The organism is Gilliamella sp. wkB108, from assembly GCF_001690195.1.
In the GTDB taxonomy this organism is placed as follows: domain Bacteria; phylum Pseudomonadota; class Gammaproteobacteria; order Enterobacterales; family Orbaceae; genus Gilliamella; species Gilliamella apicola_L.
On the sequence record NZ_LZGM01000016.1, the window covers coordinates 49,370 to 73,644 of the forward strand.

A 24,275-nucleotide genomic window follows, 5' to 3' on the forward strand; every position below is an offset into this window, starting at 1 on the left:
CTATATTACCACAATTAGACTAGATAATAAGTAGCTCTTTCGCATTGGCTAATGTTGCTTCGGTAATTTTATCACCACCTAGCAATCGGGCGAGTTCGTTTAATCGCCCATTATTATCTAATTTCTGCATATCCGTTGAAGTCTGTTTTCCATTAGTTTGTTTACTAACAAAATAGTGCTGATTTGCATAACCGGCTACTTGAGGTAAATGCGTGACTGTAATAACTTGTGTTGATTCAGCTAGTTGTCTTAATAATTGTCCAACTTTAGCCGCCGTTGATCCACTAATTCCCACATCAATTTCATCAAAAATTAATGCTGGTGTATCCATTTTTTGTGCGGTTAACACTTGAATGGCGAGTGCTATTCGAGACAGCTCCCCTCCTGATGCAACCTTAGCAAGAGGTTGCATATCTTGCCCTACATTGGTACTGACTAAAAAAGTAACTTGATCTGCACCATCTTCATTTAAACGATTTTCATCAAAGGTTATCTCAATGCTAAATTGTCCGTTCGGCATTGATAATTCTTGCATAATAGCCTTTACTTTTTTGGCCAGAGTTTTACTGGTTGTTACTCGTTTTTGATGTAGCTTATTTGCTATTTCTAAAGCGGTTTGATGATATTTACTAATATCAGCTTTAAGTTGTTCACTTTGTTCATCTTGTTGATTAATTTGTTTAAATTCGGCTAATAAATTTTGATGTAATTCAGGTAACGCTTCGGGAGCAACATGATGTTTACGTGCCAGAGTGATTTGTTTAGATAATCTTTGTTCAAGTTGCATAACGCGCGCAGGATCTAACTCTAAATTTTCACTATAATGACGAAGTTCATAACTTGCTTCTTTAATTTGGATCGACGCATCTTCTAACATGTTATAAACGCTATTTAGGGTAGGATCGAGTCCTACTAATTCTTGAACGCTATTTTTGACACTACTTAATAAGTTACTGACATTATATTCATCCGCTTCATCTAATAACATGACCGATTGTTGGCTAAGATTAATTAACTGCTCACTATTAGCTAAACGTTTATATTCTTCATCAATTTGTTGATATTCACCATCAATTGGTGAGAATTCATTTAACTCTTTTAATTGATATTGTAATAGTTGCATATGAGCATCGCGTTCTTGCTTTGATGTTTCATATTGTTGATAAGCAGAGCGTGCTTGTTTCCATTGCTTATAAGCCTGATTCATTTGTGTAAGCAGTGTTGGTTCATTCATATAATGATTTAAGATAAGCTGTTGATAGTCACTACGCAAAAGCCGTTGATGCTCGTGTTGACCATGAATTTGAATCAGCATTTGTCCTAAATCTTTTAATTGTGAAATAGGTACAGCCCGACCATTAATAAATGCTTTAGAACGTCCATCTTGGTTGATAACACGACGCAAAATACATTCATTACCTTCATCAAGTTGGTTTTCAGTTAACCAAGTAAAAGCAGCCGGTGTATCGTCAAGAACAAAGGAGGCTGAAATATCGACCCGATCAGCACCATGGCGAATAGAAGAAGCATCAGAACGATTGCCTAAACAAAGCCCCAACGCATCAATGGCAATAGACTTACCCGCACCGGTTTCACCGGTAATAGCAGTCATACCTGTTGTGAAATCAACTAAAAGCTGATCGACGATAGCAAAATTATTAATAGTTAATTGGGTGATCATAGTAAATTATTACATAGAACCAGTTAAATTTAGCATAAGTATAGCAACAAAAGCACTGTAAATAAATACAGTTTCATTAAATAAGCTAAACAAGTTTAATTGATAACCTAGGTAACCAATCTTCTTAACTTCGATTATCTATCATTCTATTGTGAATAATTGGTTATAAACCATTGTTACAAATTCATAATCAATAAGGTTTATTGAGCTTATTAAAGAGGTTACTCCAAATATTGTTAGCTTGATTAACAAGTGATTTATGAAAAATAGCAGAAATTGAAAAGCCATTGATCGATAAGTTATCAATGGCTTTTGGGGCAGATAGTTGTTTTTGCAAACGCTAATAGTTTGCCATTATTACAATAATGAACTAATTACTTCATAAATTAACTGTAGATTTAAAATTACCAAAGAAATGGTTGCTATCCAGCCTAAAATAATCGTTAGTTTACAGTTAACAAATTCCCCCATAATTTTTTTGTTAGAGGTAACCATTATTAAAGGAACCATTGATATAGGTAAGGCAATACTTAAAAATACTTGGGTATATATCAATAAATTTTCTACGATACTCTCTCTATCTCCCCATATCCAGATACATAAAATAACCGGCGTTACCGCTAAACCTCGACTTATAAGCCTTCTTGCCCAAAGTGGAATGGAGAAGTTTATAAATCCTTCCATGACTATTTGCCCTGTCAAAGTACCTGTAATAGTGGCGTTTTGACCTGATGCAAGTAAAGCAACTGCAAATAGTGTTGCCATGATTGAACTCGCTACAGGCCCTACCATTTGTGGATTTTTTAGAGCATCATAAAGTTGCGTGAATCGACCAAGATCATCAGGATCATTACCAAAAAATAGCGATGCACCGAGAATCAATAACAAGCAATTAATTATAAATGAAAAGGATAATTGTATATTAGAATCGATTGTTGCATATTTTATGGCTTCTTTTAGGCTTGCTGTTTTCTTCCTATCATACTTTCTGGTTTGTACGATAGATGAGTGTAAATATAAGTTATGTGGCATAACGGTTGCACCAACGATACCGAGTGCAATTACTAGTGCAGAATCGTGACCCTTGATCGAGGCGGTAAAGATATCAGTTCTAGGAATGAAGCCATTTATAATGTCACCAAATTCAGGCGATGCTCTTAAAACTTCATAGGTGAATATAATAAAAATGGTTGCAATTAAGCAAAATACAATAGCTTCGATTTTTCTAAATCCAAATTGCATAAGTAATAAAAGAATAATTACATCAAATACCGTCAATAGCACACCGATGAGTAATGGAATATCAAATAACAAGTTTAGCGCTACCGCACTACCAATAACTTCGGCTATTTCTGTCGCGATAATTGCCAGTTCGGTCGATATCCATAAACAAAAAGATACCTTTCTGCCCACCATGGACTTAGTTGCTTGGGCTAAATCCATGCCGGTGACGACACCTATTTTTACACACATAGCTTGAAGTAGCATGGCGATTAAACTTGATATTAATATAACGGATAACAGTAAATAACTATAAAGCGCCCCACCTTGGATTGAGGTGATCCAATTGCCGGGATCCATGTACCCCACGGCAACTAACGCACCCGGACCAGAAAAAGCCCACAGTTTGCGAAAAAAACCAGACTGATGATCCGGTATACGCACAGTATTATTTATTTCTTCAAGGCTAATCATCGATGTTTTTATCATAACTGTAATCTCTATCGTAAAAGGTAATAAATTTATTCTACTGATAATGAGAATCATTATCAATAAAAAAATAAATTATTTTAATCCTTTTGTGACGTTCAATTTAATAGATAAGGAAAATCTGTTTATCAGTAAAAAAGAAAATAAATTGATGCTAATAATAAAAAGAAGGGAATAATTATTACAGAACAATTGCTGTGCATATTTTATACGATTTTCTTTTTTCTGAAATTGTTGTGTAATATAATTTAAGTACATATTAACTCTAACTTAGGAAATAACCTTGTATGTTTGGAAATAAAACAAATCGTCAGATTATTATTTGGACAACAATTATAGGTGGATTTATTAGTGCGTTAGTTAAATGGGGTTCCGAAGTTAATATGCCACCCCGCGTACCCGGAGAAATTTCACCACCCGCTGCACATATTGATGCATGGCTTGGTTGGTTAGGTATCAATTCTCACTCCCTTGATTATGTCTATCAAACAGCGATTGTTTCTGGTGCTGTCACGCTTTATCACTGGTTATTTAGTTTTGCTTTTGCTTTTGTGTATGTTTTTATTGCATTTTATTGGAACAAAATCCGATTATGGTATGGAGCATTTTACGGAATTATTATTACCGTAGTTATGCATGGCTTTTTGATACCATTACTTGGATTTCGTCATCCGGCTTATGATGCGCCAGGTGTAGTGGGTTGGTTATGGAATTTGAATGGTTATGAGTTATGGAGTGAAATTTTAGGTCATATTTATTGGAGCGTATCTATTGAAATTTGTATGATTGCTGTGCTTGCTCATTTTTCAAGACCAATTCATGGAGAGTGGCGTCAGTAGTCAATTTGATTTTATTGTACTCAATGCTAAATCCTTCTATAAACAATATAGAAGGATTTTTTATTATAAAAAGTTATGCCCTTTGTTTGTAACATTGTTACTACTCAATGAAGCTTAGTATCACTAAGTTACCATGTAATGAAAATTAGCAACCAATCAACGATAGATTGATATCATTTAGTTATTTACGATCTAAATTTAACACTTATCTTTAATGCTTATTGATATGTCATTTTTTGACTACTTTTATTGTAGGATTTAGCGATTAGGTGCATTCACTTTTTATTATGTCGGATTATTGAGAGGGTAAAAAAAGATAACAGAAAATAACATTGCCATAATAATATAATCATTTATTTTTATATTTTTTTTGAATAAAAAATAGATCACATTAAAACAACAATTAGCAATAAAAGTGAGAATAATTAAACAATTGGTGAGTAGATGTTGATCGAGAATCGAGTAACTATGATTTCCTATAAGAGGTAAAATAACAATACACTCAAGTAACATAATAGCAAAAGGAATAATATACATATGTGTTTACCTTTCAAAATCTTTACTCAAGTATTCTATATTAGAAAATTATGAATAACAAAACTATTCATTATGATAAGTTAAATCGTTATTGATATAGATAAAAACTATAACAACTAATAAAAAACTAGAATTATTCAATAACATTTTTTTTTGTTATCTTCTTTATCACTAAAGAAAAGTGATAAAAGGACATAAAAATGAATACTGCTGTTATCGGATATCCTCGAGTTGGTAAGCTTCGTGAACTTAAATTTGCCACTGAAGCTTATTTCAAAGGTAATAAAACGCAAACTGAATTATTAACTGAAGCTAAAGCGTTACGTGCTGAGCATTTAAAACAACAAGCTGCACAAAAAATCGCATTCATTTCATCTAATGATTTTTCATTTTATGATGCCGTATTAGATACAGCCTGTTTACTTAATGTTATTCCAAAACGTTATCAAGATTTAGGTTTACCAGAACTTGATCGTTATTTTGCTATGGCTCGTGGATATCAAGGTGACAAAGGTGATGTCCGCGCATTAGCGATGAAAAAATGGTTTAACACCAATTATCACTATTTAGTACCTGAAATTGAAGATTCAGTGCAGATTAAACTCATAGGTACTAAACCGTTTGACGAATATCAAGAAGCAAAAACACTGGGTATACAAACTAAGCCGGTGGTGATTGGGGCATTAACCTTTTTCAAATTAGCCCAGTATTTAGGTAACAAACAGCTTACTGATTTTAAAGCAGATATTATTAAAGCTTATCAAGATATTATCCAAAAATTCACGGATCTTGGCGCCGAGTGGCTCCAAATTGATGAACCAATTTTAGTCACTGATCTCAATAAAGATGATATCGCACTATTTACTGAGCTTTATCAAGCTATTTTATCTGTTAAAGGGAATACCAAAGTGGTGTTACAAACCTATTTTGGTGATGTGCGCGACTGCTACAAAGAGTTAGTAGCATTGCCATTTGATGGTATTGGTCTTGATTTTGTTGAAGGTAAACAGTCTTTAAATTTACTCAACAATAATGGTTTCCCAGCGAATAAGGTATTATTTGCTGGCGTAGTAAATGGCAAAAATATCTGGAAAAACAATTACCAAAAAACCTTAGCGTTATTAAATCAAATTAAACAAAAAGCTGAAAAAATTGTTATTAACACATCTTGCTCATTACTGCATGTACCGTACACATTACAAAATGAGACCAAACTAACTATCCAGCAACGTGCCTACTTTGCCTTTGCTCAAGAGAAACTACAAGAGCTTGCAGAACTTGGTCAATTGTTAAATGAAACCAATCCAGATAACAACGTAGCTTATAAAGCTAATCAAACGCTATTTACCCGTGAGCGTGAAGGCGCCAATCAAAGCGTTCGTCAAAAAGTCGCCGCTTTAAAAGCGTCTGATTTTACTCGCTTACCTGAGTTTTCTGTCCGTGAAGCCACACAGAAACAAGCGTTTAATTTACCATTATTGCCAACCACGACTATCGGTTCATTCCCACAAACGCCGGATGTTCGTTTAAATCGTGCTAAATTTAAAAAAGGAGAAATTTGCCTGAATGAATACACTGAATTTAACAAACAGAAAATTGCGCAGTGCATTAAGTTGCAAGAACAAATCGGTATTGATGTATTAGTTCATGGAGAATTTGAACGTAATGATATGGTGGAATATTTTGGTGAAAGCTTAAACGGATTTGTCTTCACTGAAAAAGCATGGGTACAATCTTACGGTACTCGTTGTGTTAAACCACCTATTGTGTGGGGGGATATTTCACGTTCTAAACCAATAACCGTTGAATATTCACAGTATGCACAAAGTCTTACCGATAAACCAGTTAAAGGTATGCTAACTGGACCGGTAACCATTCTTAACTGGTCGTTCCCGCGTGAAGATATTTCACAAAAAGAATCAGTATTCCAAATTGCATTAGCTATTGGTGACGAAGTATTAGATCTGGAAGCCGCTGGCATTAAGATCATCCAAATTGATGAAGCGGCACTCAAAGAGAAATTACCACTGCGTAAAGCCGATTGGAATAGTGAATACCTTGACTGGGCAATTCCGGCATTTAGATTAGTACATAGTAAAGTGCAAGCTGATACCCAAATTCACACCCATATGTGTTACAGCGAATTTGCTGACATTATTAAAGATATTGATGCATTGGATGCTGATGTTATCTCATTTGAAGCATCTCGCTCTAACTTACAATTAATTGATGTACTAAAAGCAAATAACTTTAAAACTGAAGTTGGTCCTGGTGTTTACGACATTCACTCACCGCGCGTACCGCCAGTTGCTGAAATTAAAGCAACAATTGAGAAATTACTTGCCAAAATTGAAAAACAAAAATTGTGGATCAATCCCGATTGCGGTTTAAAAACTCGTGGTGAGAAAGAAGTGGTCGAAAGTTTACAACATTTAGTACAAGCAACCTTAGAAGTAAGGAAAACACTTAATTAATGCTGTTGTTACTCAGTAATATAACTTTGTCATAGCTTGTGTTTTTGCCACCTCACACTGGTGGCAAAAGTATCAATGCAAAAATGACAGTACTAATGGATGATCTAAATGAAAACCAATCAACTCTTTAATAAAAAAACAGTATTCTCCTTCGAGGTTTTTCCCCCTAAAAAAAGCTCACCTTTAGAGACAATTTATAGCACATTACGTGAACTAGGTTACTTTAAACCTGATTTTATCAGTGTTACTTATGGTGCCGGAGGAAGCTTAAATGGACAGACAACAATCGATATCGCTCATGCCGTTAAACATACTTATGGGATTGAAAGTGTTGCTCATTTACCGGGTATTAATTTTGATAAAGCTGAAATAAAGAAAATCCTCACCGATTTAAAATGTGCTGGCATTGATAATGTGCTTGCTTTACGTGGTGATATTAGTCCTAATGTTAAACCCAAAGATGACTTTAGATTTGCCAGTGAATTGGTGACTTTTATTAAAGAAAATGGTGATTTTAACATTATCGGTGCCTGCTACCCAGAAGGGCATCTTGAAGCACCGACACTTAAGCAAGATCTGATTCACCTAAAAGAAAAAGTCAATGCCGGAACCGATCAACTAATTTCACAACTGTTTTTTGATAATGACTATTTTTATACTTTTTTAGATAAAGCCCATGATATGGGGATTCATGTACCGATTGAAGCGGGAATTATGCCGGTTACTAATAAAAATCAAATTGAAAGAATGGTCACAATGTGTGGTGTAAATCTACCGAAAAAGTTCAAACAGATGATGCAAAAGTATGAGTATCATCCCGAAGCCTTTCGCGATGCAGGTATCGCCTATGCGATTGATCAGATTGTGGATTTAATATCACAAAATGTCGACGGTATCCATTTATACACCATGAACAATAGCTATATTGCCAGACGCATAAGCGAAGCAGTATCAACCTTACTAGCCGTACCAAAAGTACAATAAAGATTTCTGATTGAAGTAAGATAGATTAAACGATAGGTTAGAATTGGTTGCGGGGGCTGGATTTGAACCAACGACCTTCGGGTTATGAGCCCGACGAGCTACCAAGCTGCTCCACCCCGCGTCAGAGAGGTCGCTATAATATAGTAATTAAATAATAAAGCAATACCTGTTTTGAATAAAATTGAAATATTTTTTAAAATATATAAAAATTTACCTTATATCGATTACCGATATCACGTTTATTTAAATACTGAATTAGGTGGATAGCCAAAATAACGAGAAAAAGCTACACTAAAATTGTTAGCATAAGGATAACCTACTAACCATGCCGTTTTAGTAACTTGCATACCTGATTCTAATAATAGATGAGCCTTATGCATACGAATAGCTAATAACATCTGCGATGGTGAGATATTGTAAAGCTTGGTAAATCCATTTTTTAGTTTAGTCTTATTTAAACCTACTTTTAGGCATAAATAGTTTTCAGTTAGCGGTTGCTGATATTGAGTTAATAAAATCATACGTACTTGTTCAAGTCTATTGACCTCATGAGAAGCCAATTTATCATTTAATTTAGCCGTCTTAGGTAAAAGCCAATCAAGATGATCAGCTAAATGAATTATTTATCAATAAATAAAATATTACCACTTTGCATTGGCTGGGCAATGATAACATTAACTACATTGTGGCTTTCGATAATTTTTTCATTATCAATAACTTTTTTAATAATAAGTCTATTTTTAATTGCTTCGTCAATGGGTATAGCTTCAACACTATTTATTGGTTTAATGTTTAATTTTACTCGACAAACTAAGCGAGCTTCAGATTATGGTCTACAAGCAAGCTTATTTGTGATTGCACGGATATTAATACCAATTATTGCTGGAGTCATGCTTGATTTAGGTGGGTATCAGTTAATGTTAGGTTGCCTGTCATTAATTATGTTGGGTTTGTTCATTTTTTCAGTTTTAACTTGCCAGCAACAGATTTCAAAATAATATTTCAATCAATATGGATTCTTTATAAAATATAATCTCGCTGTTTTAATTATTTTATTACTAAAATAAGGAAAATATGATGTCTACTCAATATCATGGTTCATGCTTATGTGGCAAAGTTAAGTTCATTGTGCCATTTCAAAATACCAACCTAAGTGCTTGTCATTGCCATATTTGTCGCAAATGGAGTGCAGGCCCATTAATGACCTTGACGTATAGTGGTGAAATTGTTACTCAAGGACAAGAATATATCAGCCATTACAATTCTTCTGAGTGGGCTGAAAGAGCATTTTGTAAAGAGTGTGGTTCTCATCTTTATTATCATTTAAAAGGTACTAATAATTATTATTTTGCTACGTGGATCTTTGATGATATTAAAGATTTAGAATTTACGACGGAAGTATTTATTGATAACAAGCCAAGCTGTTATGATTTTGCTAATCATACCCATAAACTAACCGAAGCCGATATTCTGGCAATGGTTGCAAAAAATTCATCTGATAATTAAAAATGTATAGCGTTATGATTCATCTTTTACTTCAGCTTTTATCACTTTTTATAGGAATGTTGATCTAACGTAGCGATATAAAATCTTGTTGATTAATTACAAACTATTAAGCTCATTTTTAGTTATAAGCCGAAAAATGAGTTTAAAAAGTAATTTTCTTAATGAATATGATGTTTTTTTAAACTAAAATAGATCTTTCAATACTGCTAAAACCAATATCTAACTAATAACATCTTTTAAATAAGGATATTAATGATGCGTAAGTTCTATTGTTTAATTATATTATTACTCAGTTCATTTTATCTCTATGCCGACCATTTCACTTATCCTGTAATATCTCAACAGGCTCCCACACTACAAAAATTTATTCCTGGGGATTGGAAAATCTTAGATGTTGATATGGGCGATCTCAATAAAGATGGTTATCCGGATATCGCTTTTGTTATCACTAATGAAAACCAGTGTGATACACCAGAGCCTGAAAATCCAGATTTTAAAGTCTGTCCTCGGCTATTAGGTATTGCTTTTTGGGATAATGAGAAACAGACATTTGTATTAAAAGAACAAACCAATAACTTTATTAAATCTGCCGATAGTTCAACGATGGATGAGCCTTTTGAAGGGATAACGATCCGTAAAGGTTCATTACAAATAGATTTTCATTATTGGTATAGTATGGGTACTTGGTATACCAATAATGATAGGTATATTTTTCGATATCAAAACGATCATTTTGAGTTGATTGGCTTTGCCGAAGATACCACTCATCGAGCCACGCTTGAAACAACACAAATCAGCGTAAATTATTCAACTAAACAGATAATATTAACCACTGGTGAAGGTGAAACGGGTAAAAGTGAATCTAAAACCATTCCATTTAATATTGATAAACTCTATACATTTGCCAACGTTAACGATCAAGATATATCCCGTTATATTTCTAAATAAACAAAATAGTTACATCATGACTTAATGGAGGTCATGATGTTATTTTGTGGTAATTTCTTATTCATTAACATTCATTAACAACTAATTGTTCTTGAATACCTAATTTTTCTATGCCTAAACGAACCTTTTGTCCTGCTTTTAAAAATACTGGTTCGGGTTTAATGCCAAGACCAACACCCGGAGGTGTGCCGGTTGAAATAATATCGCCGGGTTGTAAGCTCATAAATTGACTAACATAACTAATGATCTGCTTAACATTAAAAATCATATTACTGGTATTACTATGTTGATAACGTTTACCGTCTACTTCTAACCATAATTCAAGTTGTTGTGGATCGCTAATTTCATCAGCCGTTACTAGCCAAGGACCAATAGGCCCAAAACTATCACAGCCTTTACCTTTATCCCAAGTTCCACCGCGATTTTTTTGATAATCTCGTTCAGATACATCATTTACCACACAATATCCAGCCACATAAGATAATGAATCTTGTTCTTGAATATATTTGCCTTCTTTCCCTATGATAATACCCAGTTCAACTTCCCAATCGGTATGTGTCGAACCTCTTGGTAACACAATGTTATCATTGGGTCCGCTTATCGCACTGGTCCATTTATTGAAAATGACAGGTTCTTTAGGTATTTGCGCACCGGTCTCTTTGGCATGATCGCGGTAATTTAAACCGATACAGATAAATTTGCCCACTTTACCGACACAAGGGGCTATACGCTCAGCATGATTAATTACTGGTAAGGTATCAATATCGACTTGGCTAATTTTAGTTAGTGCATTGTTAGCTAGGGTTTGGGCATCAATATCTGCAATTATCGCGCTGAGATCGCGAAGTTGATCTTTATCATCTAAAATAGCTGGTTTTTCTTGTCCTTTTAAACCATAACGCAGTAGTCGCATAGTTTTCTCCCTTAATGAATAGAGCGTTGATAGCAATAAAATATCCTATCGGTTATTTGATATATCATCCTAATTTGCAATAGATCTGATTTGATTAAATCTTGCCTTATTTTAACTAAAAAAATCAACGCTAGTTATATTATTTTGATTGATACTTTTAAATTGAGATAGTGACTAATAATTTTTGGTTATTTATCGCTATTTTATTCAGCACAATTCGCATATATGAATCACTATTTACATATGCGAACTATTTTTACGAGCTTCGTCATATTTTTAATATTTAATAATGAGTTACATTGATTATGCGAAATTAGCAGATAAAATCGTAAATATAAAAGGATGACGATTTTGTGATAACTAAAGGTTCGTATATATGAACAATCATCTAGGGTTCAAATTAAATAAGTCTGCTGCACGAACAATAGATTTATTACTTTTGTTAGCCAATAGTAAAGATTATTTAACACTCAATGATATTGTTGAAGCGTTGAATTTACCAAAGAGTAGTGCATTTGAACTCATACAGACACTCTCTTATAAAGGGATCATAGAACAAAAAGATCCTCATTATAAAAAGTATGGTTTAAGTTTACTGACTTTTGAAATTAGCAGTGCAATTATTCGTGATATGGGAATAGCAGATGTAGCTAGACCTTTTATCCAAGAGTTAAATCGGCAAACAGGTAGTACCGTTTTTCTTGGAATTGAAGATAAAGGAAAAATTGTTTATATCGATAAAGCTGAAAACCATTCAATAATGAAACCTACAGCAAAATTAGGTTCTCGTCGCTACTTACATACAACAGGTTTAGGAAAAGGACTTTTGTGTGCTTTTCAGGATGAAAAAATAGTAAAAATTTTAGGTGAAGAACCTTATCCAAGTAAAACACCTTTATCAAAAACCAATGCGCAAGAAGTACTTGCTGATGCTAATGCAACCAGAAATAGAGGTTATGCCATTGATGATAGGGAAGATAATTTAGAAATGTACTGTATAAGTTCAGTTATTCGCAACCACGATAATGAACCCATAGCCTCTTTGAGTGTTGCCAGTTTATATAGTGGTATGACAGAAGATAAAGAAAAATTAATAGCTGGATTTGTTAAAAATACCGCCTTACAAATTTCTAAAAAAATGGGGTTTACCAAGAATAATTTATACAAACTGTTTTGATGTAAAAATTATATTTTTCAATTAATTAAATAATAAAAGATATATTTGTTATTGGTGACAATATGTTGTGATGGAAATTAATAACAATTTTGAGGAGTTATTTATGATTCAAGCACTTTTAATGTCTATAGTCGCTGTCTTTAATGGTGTTCAATGGCCTGTAGGATGGTACTTTTTCCGTGAGCCTGCCATGGCAGGATTATGGGTCGGATTAATTTATGGAAACCCAGAACAAGGGGTTTTGATTGGTGCAACCATTAGTATTTCGTATTTGGGGTGGATTTCAACTGGTGGCGCAAATGCCTCTGATATGTATTGGGCTGGATTGTTAGGAACGTTTGTGACCATGCAAGCGGGAATGGATATCTCAACGGCGGTCGCTTTTGCAATTCCAATAGGTCTCTTGGGTAACTATGTTCATATAGCTTATATGACGTTAGCTTCTTTTTGGCCAGGCAAAATGGACAACCTTGCCAAACAAGGTAAATGGCGGCAAATAAGATGGATTCAATTATTTGGTGGACCATTGATTGTTATTTTTGTAAGAGCAATTCCTGTTTTTCTAATAAGTTATTTTGGTGCTGATTATATCAAATTACTCATCTCGTTTATTCCTGATTGGGCTATGGATGGCTTATCGGCAGCCGGCAAAATTTTACCTGCACTTGGTATGTCAATGTTAATGAAGTTTATGCTCAAAAAAGAGTTACTACCATTTTTAATTTTGGGCTTCGCTTTTGCTGCTTATACCGGAATGAATGACCTTTTATTCTATGCCTTAATTGGTAGTTGTATTGCTTATATTATGACCCGATTAGGTTATACATTAGCAACAAATAGATAAAAAGATATTAACTAAAGTAATAAGGAATTTTGTATGACAAATTCAATTTTAACCAAAGGTGATGTGAAAAAAGCAGCAGTTACTTGGTTTTTTACTTCCCATTTAACCTACAACTATCAACGATTACAAGCAGGTGCATTAGCAACATTAATGGGGCCTGTATTAAACAAATTGTATAAAGGAGACAATGCCAAAATTAGTGAAGGTCTGGAAAGACATATGCTGTTTTTTAATTCAGAGCCACGTATAGGTTCTATTATTCCCGGAATATCGGTTGCTTTAGAAGAAGGAATGGCTACCGAAGAAGGGGAAAATGTTGATCATACTTTAGTAACTAATATTAAAACCGCTTTAATGGGACCTCTAGCTGGTATTGGCGATACATTATGGTCGGGCTTATTAAAGCAAATTGTATTAAGTATATTTCTCGGCTGGGCTTTATTAGGAAATATCTGGGCGCCAATTGCCTGTGCCATATTGTTATTTAGTTTAGATTTTACCATTACCTATAAATTGTTTCTGCGAGGTTATGAATTTGGTATGGAATCAGTTGAGAAGTTTCTCGATTCTAATTTTGTCAAAAATATCACCTCTGCCTTAGGAATCGTCGGCTTAATATGCTTAGGTGCTATGATTGTTAAATATGTATCCATTAATACAGTATTAAAAATCGAATTAGAAACAGGAACATTAAATCTTAGAAGCTTACTCGATAAATTAATTCCTTACATTATTCCACTCAGTGCCACTATTTTAGGTTTCTGGTTACAAGTTAAAGGTAAAAGTATCAACATGGTTTTGCTCGTGCTTTTTGTGCTTGGCTTTATTGGTGGGGCAACCGGTATATTAGGTTAATTAGTGATATTTCGATCATTATATTAAGGAATAAAGATGATTAATATTTTTATATTTACTCATGGCTCATTAAGTGTAGCTCTAAAGGAAAATGCCAGAGTGTTTTTTGGTGATGAAGTAGAAAGTATCGTTACTTTTCCATTTAATCCACAAGATAACTTGGATGATTTAAAAAACAGTATCAAGCAAGAAATGTTAAGTTTATCTGATAACGGTAATTCAAAAAAAGAAGCGCTTGTTTTTGTAGATATAAAAAGTGGTACGCCCTTCAATATTACAGCTCAACTATTTATCGAATTACAAGAGCAAGTCGCTATTTCCTGTTTTACTGGTGTTAATTTGCCTCTGTTGATGGAAGCATTATTAAATAAAAACATTTTTAACTTACAGCAAATGAAATCACATCTTTTGGAGGTGTCAAAAGACACGATTTCCAATATGGAAGATTTTTTATTTAATCAATAGGAGATTAATTATGATGAATAAAGCAGTAAATACGTTAAAAATACATGAAACAGGAATTATGGCGATAATTAGAGTTGATACCGTTGCAAAGGGGTTAGATATTGCAAAATCTTGTTTAGATGGTGGTGTTAATATCATGGAAATTAGTTATACCAATAACAACGCCGGTGAAGTGATTGAAAGACTAAAAAGTGAATTTAAACATGATATGGTTATTGGTGCAGGTACTGTTTTAGATCAAACAACCGCTCGACTTGCTATTTTAAGTGGTAGTGAATTTATTATTTCGCCTTCTTATGATCATAATGTACAAATGATATCAAACTTATATCAGATCCCTTATGCACCCGGTTGCACTTCTTATACTGAAGCGGTCAAAGCGCTTGAAGGTGGTGCATCATTTATTAAAGCATTTCCAATATCTTCTTATTATGGTCCTGATTTGATTTCAACCTTTAAAGTCCCGTTTCCTAAAATGCCAATACTCTCATCGGGAGGCGCAAATTTAGAAAATCTACATCGTTGGGTTGAAGTAGGAACCGATTGTATCGGTATTGGGGGATTGCTATCTAAGGGTTCTTGTCAGGAAATAACAAATAATGCTAAACAATTAAGAAAAATTTTAGTTGAAACTCGAGAAAAATTAAAAAATAACTAATTGTTAAATAGCAGGATATATAAATTAAAGTGTTTCAAAAAAGTAGAGGTTTTTATGGATATTAATAATTTAAAACTTGTCAGAATTGATTTTAGACTTATTCATGGGCAAGTAATGACGAGATGGGTGGTTAAACATAATATTAAAAATATTATTGTTATTGACAATAATTCTGCTAGTAATCCTTTACTTAAAAAAATTTTAGTCAAGTCCGCACCTTCAGGTATTGATGTACATGTTTATACCATTGAAGAGGCAAGCCAACGATGGGATGAAAAAAGTATGCCTAATGAAAATATCTTGATTTTATTTAAAAATACTAGTGACGCATTGGAAGCTTGGCGTAAAGGTATCCATTATCCTGCCATTCAAATCGGTAGTATAGAAGGTGGTGGAAATAAAAAAAATATCTATAAAAATATTGTCATGACACCTAGTGAAATTGATGAAATGAAATATTTACACGAACAAGGTGTACAAGTTTATTTGCAACCAATACCTGAAGATAGAGCATTAAACTTATTAGATGCTATTTAGATCAACGTTAAAAAGGACAGAATATGTATAAGATTCTTTTAACACCAAGAGCTTTTCATACTTACGGTATGAAGATTTTAAGCTCAGAAAAGTTCAAAAATTTTAATTTTGTTATTAATGATACAGGTAAACAATATGATGCAAAAACCTTTGCGAAATTAGCATCCGATGTTGACGGTATCATTGTAAGTGTTGATCGCATTGATAAAAACCTGCTAGAAAATTGCCATAAATTAAAGGCAATTGTTAAATTTGGTACTGGGTTAGATAATGTGGATTTGGTAAGTGCAAAAGAAAAAAATATCTCGGTCAGTAATACCAAAGGTTCTAATGCTCAATCGGTAGCAGAGTTAACGTTAGGACTTATTTTAGCTAGTTCTAGACATATTGTATCAAGTAGCCTACAGGTTAAAAAAGGGTTATGGAATAAACCAACAGGAATAGAAGTTAAAGATAAAACCGTTGGTATTATTGGCTTTGGAACAATCGGTCAAAAAGTGGCAAAACTGTTATCGCCTTTCAATGTTAAGGTACTTGTCTACGATGTTTATGATGTTCCCAAAGAGGTACTTAATCAATATTCTTCTACACAGGTCGATTTCAATACCGTTTTACAATGTAGTGATATCATTACAATTCATGTACCGTTAACACCACAAACTGAAAATTTAATCGGTTATCAACAAATTTGTATGATGAAATCTTCATCAATACTTGTAAATATGTCTCGAGGTGGTATTGTAAATGAAAACCATTTATTAATGGCATTAAAAGATAAAAAAATATATTCAGCGGCTTCTGATGTCTTTAGTCATGAACCACCACTTGCTATTGACGTAGAGCAGGAATTACTTACACGTGATGACTTTATCTTAACGCCACATATTGGTTCAAGAACCGTAGAATCTGAGATTAATACCATACATCAATCATTAGAAGAAATAGAGGCATTACTCACGCACCACTGTTCGCCAACATAATCATTAAATGGGTAGATTAAAAACAGCTTGTGTTATTAAAGATAGGGTTTTTTAATGAAAGATATCAATTTGTATTTTGTAAGGCATGGACAAACCGAATGGAATTTAGCGAGTCGATTACAAGGTTCGCATAACTCACCCTTAACCAGTAAAGGCGTGTCTGAAGCTAAATTAACCGGTCGTTATCTGCGAGATATTGTTTTCGCCAAAGCTTATTCAAGTCAACAGCCAAGAGCAATTGAAACACGTGATTATATTTTAAATGAACAAAATAGCCCTATTGACGCTTCGGCACGATATATAGTACCTGAACTTACTGAAATGGATTATGGTAAATGGGAAGGACAATTGATACCTGAATTGAAAAACACCGCTGAATTCAATCTTTTTTTAAATGAACCAGCATTTTTTGATGGCAATATAAATGGCGGTGAAAATTACATAAATGTACTGGTGAGAATGCAAAAAGCGATTAATGATATCATTAATCAATCCCCTGAACGTGGAAATATACTAATTGTTTCCCACGGCAATGCATTACGATTAATATTGTGTTTTTTATCTGGTAAAGACTGGAAAAAACATAGAGATCAAGACTATTTCCCTAAAATCAATAACTCAAGTGTGAGTATTTTAAATTATCAACAAGAGGATAATGATTCAACGGGACGATTTATTGTCAAAGCAATAAATAATATTAAGCATCTCAATCTTAGTGATTAGACGAAAATTAATGACTGGTTAAAATCAGATTGTTAAGTAATAACTATAAGAAAAACGTTGTTTTACTGGCTTTAATTATTAGTTATTCATCATTAAAGCCAGCAATATTTATCTTATCAATATTACGTTAAAGTAAAATTATTGATAAATCTCCTGTAAAGAGATAACAATTTGTGCAGGATCACAATCTAATGCTGATGTAGTTGCATAAGCGGCATTCATCGTCGTATCGTAGTGAACTTTGTATTGAATGGCACTTCGGCGTAAAATTTTAGACGCTTCAATAGCTGCCCGACCCGATGTAGTATTAAGAATATAACTGTATTCACCATTTTTAATATGATCATGAATATTAGGTCGTCCTTCGTTCTCTTTTTTCACAACTTGACAGCTTATTCCCGCCTGTTGTAAAAATTTGGCTGTGCCAGAAGTGGCATCAAGAGTAAAATTATGGGCAACTAATCGCTTAGCCACTTCGATTAAACGAGTTTTGTCTTGATCACGAACAGATAATAACGCTTTACCTGTTTTTTTCATGTTGGATAAACTACCTAATTGTGCTTTAGCAAAAGCCTCGGCAAAAGTCTTGCCAATCCCCATAACTTCACCGGTTGAGCGCATTTCAGGTCCTAAAATAGGATCGACACCACTAAATTTATTAAATGGCAATACGACTTCTTTTACTGAAAAATACGGTGGGATGATCTCTTTAGTTACCTGCTGTTTTGCTAATGACTGCCCTGTCATAACCCGCGCAGCAATCTTGGCCAATGGTAAACCAGTGGCTTTGGAAACAAAAGGTACAGTTCGAGCAGCGCGAGGATTGATTTCAATCAGATAAATATCATTACCTTTCACGGCAAATTGTCCATTCATTAACCCTTTTACATTCAGTTCAAGTGCCAGTTGCTTAGCTTGCTCACGCAGCCTGGCTAAGATCTCAGGACTTAATGTGTGTGTTGGCAATGAACAAGCCGAATCTCCGGAATGGATCCCTGCTTGTTCAATATGCTCCATAATTCCCCCAATGACCATTTGTTCACCGTCAGCGATTACGTCAATGTCGATTTCGATAGCATCATCTAAAAAGTGATCGAGTAATACAGGGGCGTTATTTGATTCACTCACTGCCGTTTTAAAATATCGTTGTAAATCTTGTTTGTTATAAACAATTTCCATTGCTCGACCCCCAAGAACATAAGAAGGACGAACGACTAATGGATAACCTATTTTTTCGGCTTTAATAATGGCTTCATCAATATCGGTGACGGTGGCATTGACGGGCTGTTTTAATCTCAGTTTATCGACAATAGCTTGAAAACGTTTACGATCTTCTGCTTTATCAATCGCATCTGGTGAGGTTCCTATAATTGGTAAACCAGCTCTTTCTAATGCTCGGGCTAATTTAAGTGGAGTTTGTCCGCCATACTGTACAATTACACCATCAGGTTTTTCTATATGGGCAATCTCCAGTACATCTTCAAGCGTAACCGGTTCAAAATAGAGCCGGTCAGAGGTATCATAATCAGTGGAAACAGTCTCAGGATTACAATTAACCATAATGGTTTCAAAACCATCTTCACGTAAGGCTAATGCGGCATGTACACAACAATAGTCAAATTCAATGCCTTGTCCTATTCGGTTCGGACCACCACCTAGAATCATGATTTTTGGTCGTTTAAACTGTGGATTAGCTTCACACTCCTCTTCGTAGGTTGAATAGAGGTAAGCTGTGTCAGTTGCAAACTCTGCGGCACAAGTATCAACACGTTTATAAACTGGATGAATATTATATTGGTGGCGTAAATTACGTACCGATTGTTCATCGGTATTAAGTAATTTGGCAATACGTTGATCAGAAAAACCTTTACGCTTGATCTGCCATAGCGTTTCTTTATTTAAACTAGTTATTGATTGTTGTTTGAGTTTATTTTCGATATTAACTAACTCTTCAATCTGAACGAGAAACCATTTATCAATATTGGTTAACAGGAATATCTCATCTAAAGTTAGACCGGCTCTAAAAGCATCGGCAATATACCAAATACGTTCTGCTCCAGCATCTTGTAGTTCATAACGAATCTTGGTGATATTTTTTTCATCAGTATAATCATCAATTTTCGGATCCAATCCACAAGCACCCACTTCAAGTCCGCGCAGAGCTTTTTGCATTGACTCTTGAAAAGTACGACCTATTGCCATAACTTCGCCAACGGATTTCATTTGTGTGGTTAAACGGTCGTTGCAACCAGCAAATTTTTCAAAATTAAAGCGTGGAATTTTTGTGACTACATAATCAATGGATGGTTCAAATGAAGCTGGCGTTTTACCACCAGTAATATCATTACTAAGTTCATCAAGTGTATAACCTACCGCTAATTTTGCTGCTATTTTGGCAATAGGAAATCCGGTTGCTTTAGAGGCCAAAGCAGATGAACGCGATACCCGAGGATTCATTTCAATAACAATTAATCGGCCGGTTTTTGGATCAACCGAGAATTGCACATTTGATCCACCTGTTTCCACACCGATTTCACGTAATACCGCAATAGAGGCATTACGCATAATTTGGTACTCTTTATCAGTCAGAGTTTGGGCTGGAGCAACAGTAATTGAGTCACCAGTATGAATTCCCATTGGATCGAAGTTTTCAATTGAGCAAACGATAATACAGTTATCATTTTTATCTCTTACCACTTCCATTTCGTATTCTTTCCAACCAATCAACGATTCATCAATTAACAGTTCATTGGTTGGTGAAAGATCGAGACCACGAGTACAAATTTCATCAAACTCTTCGGTATTGTAAGCAATACCACCACCGGTTCCTCCCATTGTGAATGACGGACGAATAATACAAGGGAAGCCGACTAATTCGAGTACTGAATAGGCTTCTTTTAGTGAATGAGCAATACCAGAACGAGCCGTTTCAAGTCCAATTTTTTTCATTGCCTGATCAAAACGTTTGCGATCTTCTGCTTTATCAATTGCATCGGCTGTCGCGCCTATCATCTCAACATTAAACTCTTTTAAAATCCCTTTCTTTTCTAATTCTAAAGCACAGTTTAATGCGGTTTGCCCACCCATAGTCGGTAAAATTGCATCAGGACGCTCTTTTTCGATAATTTTGCGAACTGTTGTCCAGTGAATGGGTTCAATGTACGTTGCATCAGCCATTTCCGGATCAGTCATTATAGTGGCTGGATTTGAGTTAACTAAAATTACGCGATAGCCTTCTTCACGTAATGCTTTACATGCCTGTGCGCCTGAATAATCAAATTCACATGCTTGACCAATAACAATTGGGCCGGCACCAATAATTAAAATGCTGTTGATATCTGTTCGCTTAGCCATGTTTATTGCTCCTGCTTATAAATTTTAATTAATTCAATAAAGTGGTCGAAAAGTGGGGCAGCATCATGTGGACCGGGACTGGCCTCTGGGTGACCTTGAAAGCTAAAGGCTGGCTTTTCATTATGATGAATACCTTGCAAAGAACCGTCAAACAGTGATTTATGAGTGGCTCGTAAATAGGTCGGTAAGCTACTTTCATCTACCGCAAAACCATGATTTTGGGCAGTTATCATCACTCGATTATTTTCGAGATCTTTAACAGGATGATTACCACCATGATGACCAAATTTCATTTTTACCGTTTTAGCTCCACTGGCTAATGCTAATAACTGATGCCCTAAACAGATACCAAATACCGGAATATTTGTGGTTAAAAACTGTTTAATAGCATCAATAGCATAAGTACAAGGAGCAGGATCGCCAGGACCATTAGATAAAAAGATGCCATCTGGAGCTAATGCAAGCACTTCGTTCGCACTGGTTTTAGCTGGTACTACGGTTAATTTACAGCCTCGTTCAACTAGCATGCGTAAAATGTTGCGTTTTACGCCAAAATCATAAGCAACTACATGATAAGGTAATTCGCGCTCTGCTTTAGGTGTTGGGAGTTCATTCTGCCTTGTCCATAAACCTTGTGTCCATGTGTAACGTTGTTTACAAGTTACTTCTTTGGCTAAATCAAGTCCTGTTAATCCTTTAAAATTGATCGCTTGTTGCTTAGCACTTTGAACTTGTGCTAGTAATGCTTCTTTATCGTTAGCGGTAATGATCACACCATGCTGCGCTCCTTTTTCACGCAAAATTCGCGTTAAGCGTCGGGTATCAATATCGGCAATGGCTACGACCTTATGTTGTTTTAGATAACTTGATAGATCCAGTTCATTGCGGTAATTACTGGCTAATTGTGGTAAGTCACGGATAATAAGTCCTTTAGCATAAACTTGACTAGATTCTGCATCAGCATCATTAGTACCAACATTACCAATGTGTGGATAAGTTAATGTAACCATTTGTTCTGCGTAAGAAGGATCAGTTAAAATTTCTTGATAGCCAGTCATGGAAGTATTAAATACAACTTCCCCAACAGTTTGACCGTCGGCGCCAATTGATTTTCCGATAAATTGCGAACCATCTTGTAACATAAGGAGGGCATAAGTTTGCATGATTAAAAAGACCTTTTGAATAAAGAACCATTAAATATGAATAAAAATTCAATTTGGTTTATTGATAAAGATACAATAATTAGTCATTTTATTACACTTCTTTAAACAAAAAAAGCGATATTATCAAAATTAATATAATAATTAAGTCTAAATTTTGAGATTTTTTCAAAGGAGAAAACTAAATGTTGTCTATTTTATGATGTTTAACTTGAATTTGCATAATTATTCAAATAGAATCATTAGAATATTTATGGTTTCTAGGAGCAAACTATGTACGGTTTTTATCAGCGTCACTTTTTACGATTACTTGATTTTACCCCAGCTGAAATTAGTCAATTAATTAAACTGGCTATCAAATTAAAACAAGCCAAACAGCAAGGTTCAGAACAAAAATATCTTACTGGCAAAAATATTGCGTTAATTTTTGAGAAAGACTCTACTCGCACTCGATGTGCTTTTGAAGTTGGTGCTTTTGATCAAGGTGCCAATGTCACCTATTTAGGATCTAGTGGTAGTCAAATAGGCCATAAAGAGTCAATTGCCGATACGGCAAGAGTACTTGGACGAATGTATGACGGTATTGAGTATCGTGGTTATGGACAAAACATCGTTGAAACATTGGCAAAATATGCAGGTGTACCTGTTTGGAATGGCTTAACAACTGAGGCTCATCCTACGCAAATCTTGGCTGATTTTATGACTATGCAAGAGCATATCGGCGAGCGTGAACTCAAAAGTGTTAAGTTTGCCTATTTAGGCGATGCGCGTAACAACATGGGTAATTCGTTAATGGAAGGCGCTGCTCTCATGGGTATGGAGATTCGTTTAGTTGCACCTAAAGAGTGCCAACCTGAAACTGCTCTTATTAACAAATGTCAAGATATAGCTAAAACCACAGGGGCAAAAATTATCCTAACTGAAGATGTTGCACAAGGTGTAAAGGATGTAGATTTTTTATATACCGATGTTTGGGTCTCCATGGGTGAGCCTAAAGAAGTATGGGATGAACGTGTGAAGTTATTAACACCTTATCAAGTTAACCAAGATGTTATAAAACTGACAAATAATCCGAATGTTAAATTTATGCACTGTTTACCAGCATTTCATGATATGAATACCACGGTCGGTAAACAAATGGCGACACAATATGGTTTAGCTAATGGGCTTGAAGTGACCGACGATGTTTTCGAATCCAAACACAGTATTGTTTTTGATGAAGCAGAAAACCGCCTCCATACTATTAAAGCAGTAATGGTTGCAACCTTAAGTAAAGACGAATAATATACTTGCCAATTAAAAATACTTAGCTAATAAGCTATTTCTTCACCATTTATGCCGACTTGATGTCGGCATAGTAATATCAATTCAGTGGCAAAACGATAAAACCATGACAAAACAAGAGCGAAATAAAGATTTTAAGAAAAATCTTAAATTGACTAATCCAATTCATTTATTAGCGGTTGGGTTAGGTTCTGGCATGTCTCCAATCATACCAGGCACGATGGGATCGCTAATGGCTATTCCAATTTGGTTACTGTTTAATGGTTTGCAACCAGTTTTATATTGGGTACTGATTATTGTTGCTTTTGTATTTGGTTGCTTTTTGTGTCAAAAAACTTCGGATGATACCCATACTCATGATTCAGGGCATATTGTTTGGGACGAGTTCGTTGGTATGTGGATAACGTTATTTTTTATTCCTCATATTTCAGTTTACTGGATTGCTATTGCCTTTATTGCTTTTAGAATTTTTGATATGGCAAAACCATGGCCGATTCGCTGGTTTGATAAAAAAGTCCCGGGAGGATTTGGTATTATGATCGACGATGTGATTGCAGCCATTTTTTCATCCGTGGTAGTATGGGGGTTATCAAAAGTCATTACTCTGTAGTTGTAAATTCCACTCTCTATATCTAATTATTCGTAC

At 34.7% G+C, this 24,275-nt stretch carries 23 protein-coding genes and 1 tRNA gene; 16 read left to right on the forward strand and 8 right to left on the reverse strand.

Annotation, left to right across the window (positions count from 1 at the left end):
* Window positions 1-19 precede the first annotated feature (19 nt).
* Both recN and A9G11_RS02230 read right to left on the reverse strand, forming a co-directional pair.
* A complete protein-coding gene (gene recN, locus A9G11_RS02225) occupies window positions 20-1,681 on the reverse strand; it encodes a DNA repair protein RecN (RefSeq protein WP_065617910.1) in 1,662 nt (553 codons plus the stop codon).
* 357 nt (window positions 1,682-2,038) lie between these two features.
* Window positions 2,039-3,391 carry an Nramp family divalent metal transporter gene (locus A9G11_RS02230; protein WP_065617976.1) on the reverse strand — a complete coding sequence of 451 codons (1,353 nt, stop codon included), beginning with the start codon at window positions 3,389-3,391 and terminating at the stop codon, window positions 2,039-2,041.
* Window positions 3,392-3,678: 287 nt separating this feature from the next.
* On the opposite strand from A9G11_RS02230, the gene A9G11_RS02235 reads away from it, so the two are divergent.
* A complete protein-coding gene (locus tag A9G11_RS02235; RefSeq protein WP_065617911.1) occupies window positions 3,679-4,230 on the forward strand; it encodes a YagU family protein in 552 nt (183 codons plus the stop codon).
* Window positions 4,231-4,515: 285 nt separating this feature from the next.
* Here A9G11_RS02235 and A9G11_RS02240 read toward each other — a convergent pair whose 3' ends face one another.
* Window positions 4,516-4,767: a hypothetical protein gene (locus A9G11_RS02240; protein ID WP_065617912.1), complete on the reverse strand. Its 252-nt coding sequence runs from the start codon at window positions 4,765-4,767 to the stop codon at window positions 4,516-4,518.
* A 200-nt stretch (window positions 4,768-4,967) separates the two neighbouring features.
* Between A9G11_RS02240 and metE the strand changes: the two genes are divergently transcribed.
* A complete protein-coding gene (gene metE / locus A9G11_RS02245; RefSeq protein ID WP_065617913.1) occupies window positions 4,968-7,241 on the forward strand; it encodes a 5-methyltetrahydropteroyltriglutamate--homocysteine S-methyltransferase in 2,274 nt (757 codons plus the stop codon).
* A 108-nt stretch (window positions 7,242-7,349) separates the two neighbouring features.
* Window positions 7,350-8,225, forward strand: coding sequence for a methylenetetrahydrofolate reductase [NAD(P)H] (metF, locus tag A9G11_RS02250; protein WP_065617914.1), 876 nt, complete (start codon window positions 7,350-7,352; stop codon window positions 8,223-8,225).
* Window positions 8,226-8,269: 44 nt separating this feature from the next.
* On the opposite strand, the gene A9G11_RS02255 is transcribed toward metF, so the two are convergent.
* Window positions 8,270-8,346, reverse strand: a tRNA-Met gene (locus A9G11_RS02255).
* Between the two features lie 118 nt (window positions 8,347-8,464).
* The gene (locus tag A9G11_RS02260) at window positions 8,465-8,785 is read right to left on the reverse strand and encodes a helix-turn-helix transcriptional regulator (protein WP_065617915.1); all 321 of its coding nucleotides are present in this window, start codon (window positions 8,783-8,785) and stop codon (window positions 8,465-8,467) included.
* A gap of 54 nt (window positions 8,786-8,839) precedes the next feature.
* On the opposite strand from A9G11_RS02260, the gene A9G11_RS02265 reads away from it, so the two are divergent.
* From A9G11_RS02265 to A9G11_RS02275, 3 genes are all read left to right on the forward strand, one after another.
* Window positions 8,840-9,223, forward strand: coding sequence for a hypothetical protein (locus A9G11_RS02265; RefSeq protein WP_065617916.1), 384 nt, complete (start codon window positions 8,840-8,842; stop codon window positions 9,221-9,223).
* A gap of 79 nt (window positions 9,224-9,302) precedes the next feature.
* On the forward strand, window positions 9,303-9,731 hold the full coding sequence (locus A9G11_RS02270; protein WP_065617917.1) for a GFA family protein: 429 nt from the start codon (window positions 9,303-9,305) through the stop codon (window positions 9,729-9,731).
* 255 nt (window positions 9,732-9,986) lie between these two features.
* Window positions 9,987-10,679, forward strand: a complete 693-nt coding sequence (locus tag A9G11_RS02275) for a hypothetical protein (protein WP_065617918.1) — start codon at window positions 9,987-9,989, stop codon at window positions 10,677-10,679.
* Between the two features lie 64 nt (window positions 10,680-10,743).
* On the opposite strand, the gene A9G11_RS02280 is transcribed toward A9G11_RS02275, so the two are convergent.
* Entirely contained in the window at window positions 10,744-11,592 is an 849-nt protein-coding gene (locus A9G11_RS02280; RefSeq protein ID WP_065617919.1) for a fumarylacetoacetate hydrolase family protein, read from the reverse strand.
* 376 nt (window positions 11,593-11,968) lie between these two features.
* On the opposite strand from A9G11_RS02280, the gene A9G11_RS02285 reads away from it, so the two are divergent.
* The 8 genes from A9G11_RS02285 (at window position 11,969) to A9G11_RS02320 (ending at window position 17,831) form a co-directional block, all read left to right on the forward strand.
* On the forward strand, window positions 11,969-12,769 hold the full coding sequence (locus tag A9G11_RS02285) for an IclR family transcriptional regulator (protein ID WP_065617920.1): 801 nt from the start codon (window positions 11,969-11,971) through the stop codon (window positions 12,767-12,769).
* Between the two features lie 103 nt (window positions 12,770-12,872).
* Window positions 12,873-13,613: a PTS mannose/fructose/sorbose/N-acetylgalactosamine transporter subunit IIC gene (locus A9G11_RS02290; RefSeq protein ID WP_065617921.1), complete on the forward strand. Its 741-nt coding sequence runs from the start codon at window positions 12,873-12,875 to the stop codon at window positions 13,611-13,613.
* Between the two features lie 33 nt (window positions 13,614-13,646).
* On the forward strand, window positions 13,647-14,468 hold the full coding sequence (locus tag A9G11_RS02295) for a PTS system mannose/fructose/sorbose family transporter subunit IID (protein WP_065617922.1): 822 nt from the start codon (window positions 13,647-13,649) through the stop codon (window positions 14,466-14,468).
* A 36-nt stretch (window positions 14,469-14,504) separates the two neighbouring features.
* Window positions 14,505-14,933: a PTS sugar transporter subunit IIA gene (locus A9G11_RS02300; protein WP_065617923.1), complete on the forward strand. Its 429-nt coding sequence runs from the start codon at window positions 14,505-14,507 to the stop codon at window positions 14,931-14,933.
* Between the two features lie 13 nt (window positions 14,934-14,946).
* The gene (locus A9G11_RS02305) at window positions 14,947-15,591 is read left to right on the forward strand and encodes a ketohydroxyglutarate aldolase (protein WP_065617977.1); all 645 of its coding nucleotides are present in this window, start codon (window positions 14,947-14,949) and stop codon (window positions 15,589-15,591) included.
* Window positions 15,592-15,645: 54 nt separating this feature from the next.
* Entirely contained in the window at window positions 15,646-16,128 is a 483-nt protein-coding gene (locus A9G11_RS02310) for a PTS system mannose/fructose/N-acetylgalactosamine-transporter subunit IIB (RefSeq protein ID WP_065617924.1), read from the forward strand.
* A 23-nt stretch (window positions 16,129-16,151) separates the two neighbouring features.
* The gene (locus A9G11_RS02315) at window positions 16,152-17,108 is read left to right on the forward strand and encodes a phosphoglycerate dehydrogenase (RefSeq protein WP_065617925.1); all 957 of its coding nucleotides are present in this window, start codon (window positions 16,152-16,154) and stop codon (window positions 17,106-17,108) included.
* Between the two features lie 54 nt (window positions 17,109-17,162).
* Window positions 17,163-17,831, forward strand: coding sequence for a histidine phosphatase family protein (locus A9G11_RS02320; protein WP_065617926.1), 669 nt, complete (start codon window positions 17,163-17,165; stop codon window positions 17,829-17,831).
* 138 nt (window positions 17,832-17,969) lie between these two features.
* Here A9G11_RS02320 and carB read toward each other — a convergent pair whose 3' ends face one another.
* Window positions 17,970-21,185, reverse strand: coding sequence for a carbamoyl-phosphate synthase large subunit (gene carB, locus A9G11_RS02325; RefSeq protein ID WP_065617927.1), 3,216 nt, complete (start codon window positions 21,183-21,185; stop codon window positions 17,970-17,972).
* Between the two features lie 2 nt (window positions 21,186-21,187).
* On the reverse strand, window positions 21,188-22,348 hold the full coding sequence (gene carA / locus A9G11_RS02330; protein WP_065617928.1) for a glutamine-hydrolyzing carbamoyl-phosphate synthase small subunit: 1,161 nt from the start codon (window positions 22,346-22,348) through the stop codon (window positions 21,188-21,190).
* A gap of 270 nt (window positions 22,349-22,618) precedes the next feature.
* Here carA and argF point away from each other — a divergent pair, with 270 nt between their 5' ends.
* On the forward strand, window positions 22,619-23,629 hold the full coding sequence (argF, locus tag A9G11_RS02335) for an ornithine carbamoyltransferase (RefSeq protein WP_065617929.1): 1,011 nt from the start codon (window positions 22,619-22,621) through the stop codon (window positions 23,627-23,629).
* A gap of 106 nt (window positions 23,630-23,735) precedes the next feature.
* On the forward strand, window positions 23,736-24,239 hold the full coding sequence (locus tag A9G11_RS02340; RefSeq protein WP_065617930.1) for a phosphatidylglycerophosphatase A family protein: 504 nt from the start codon (window positions 23,736-23,738) through the stop codon (window positions 24,237-24,239).
* The last annotated feature ends 36 nt before the right edge of the window (window positions 24,240-24,275 follow it).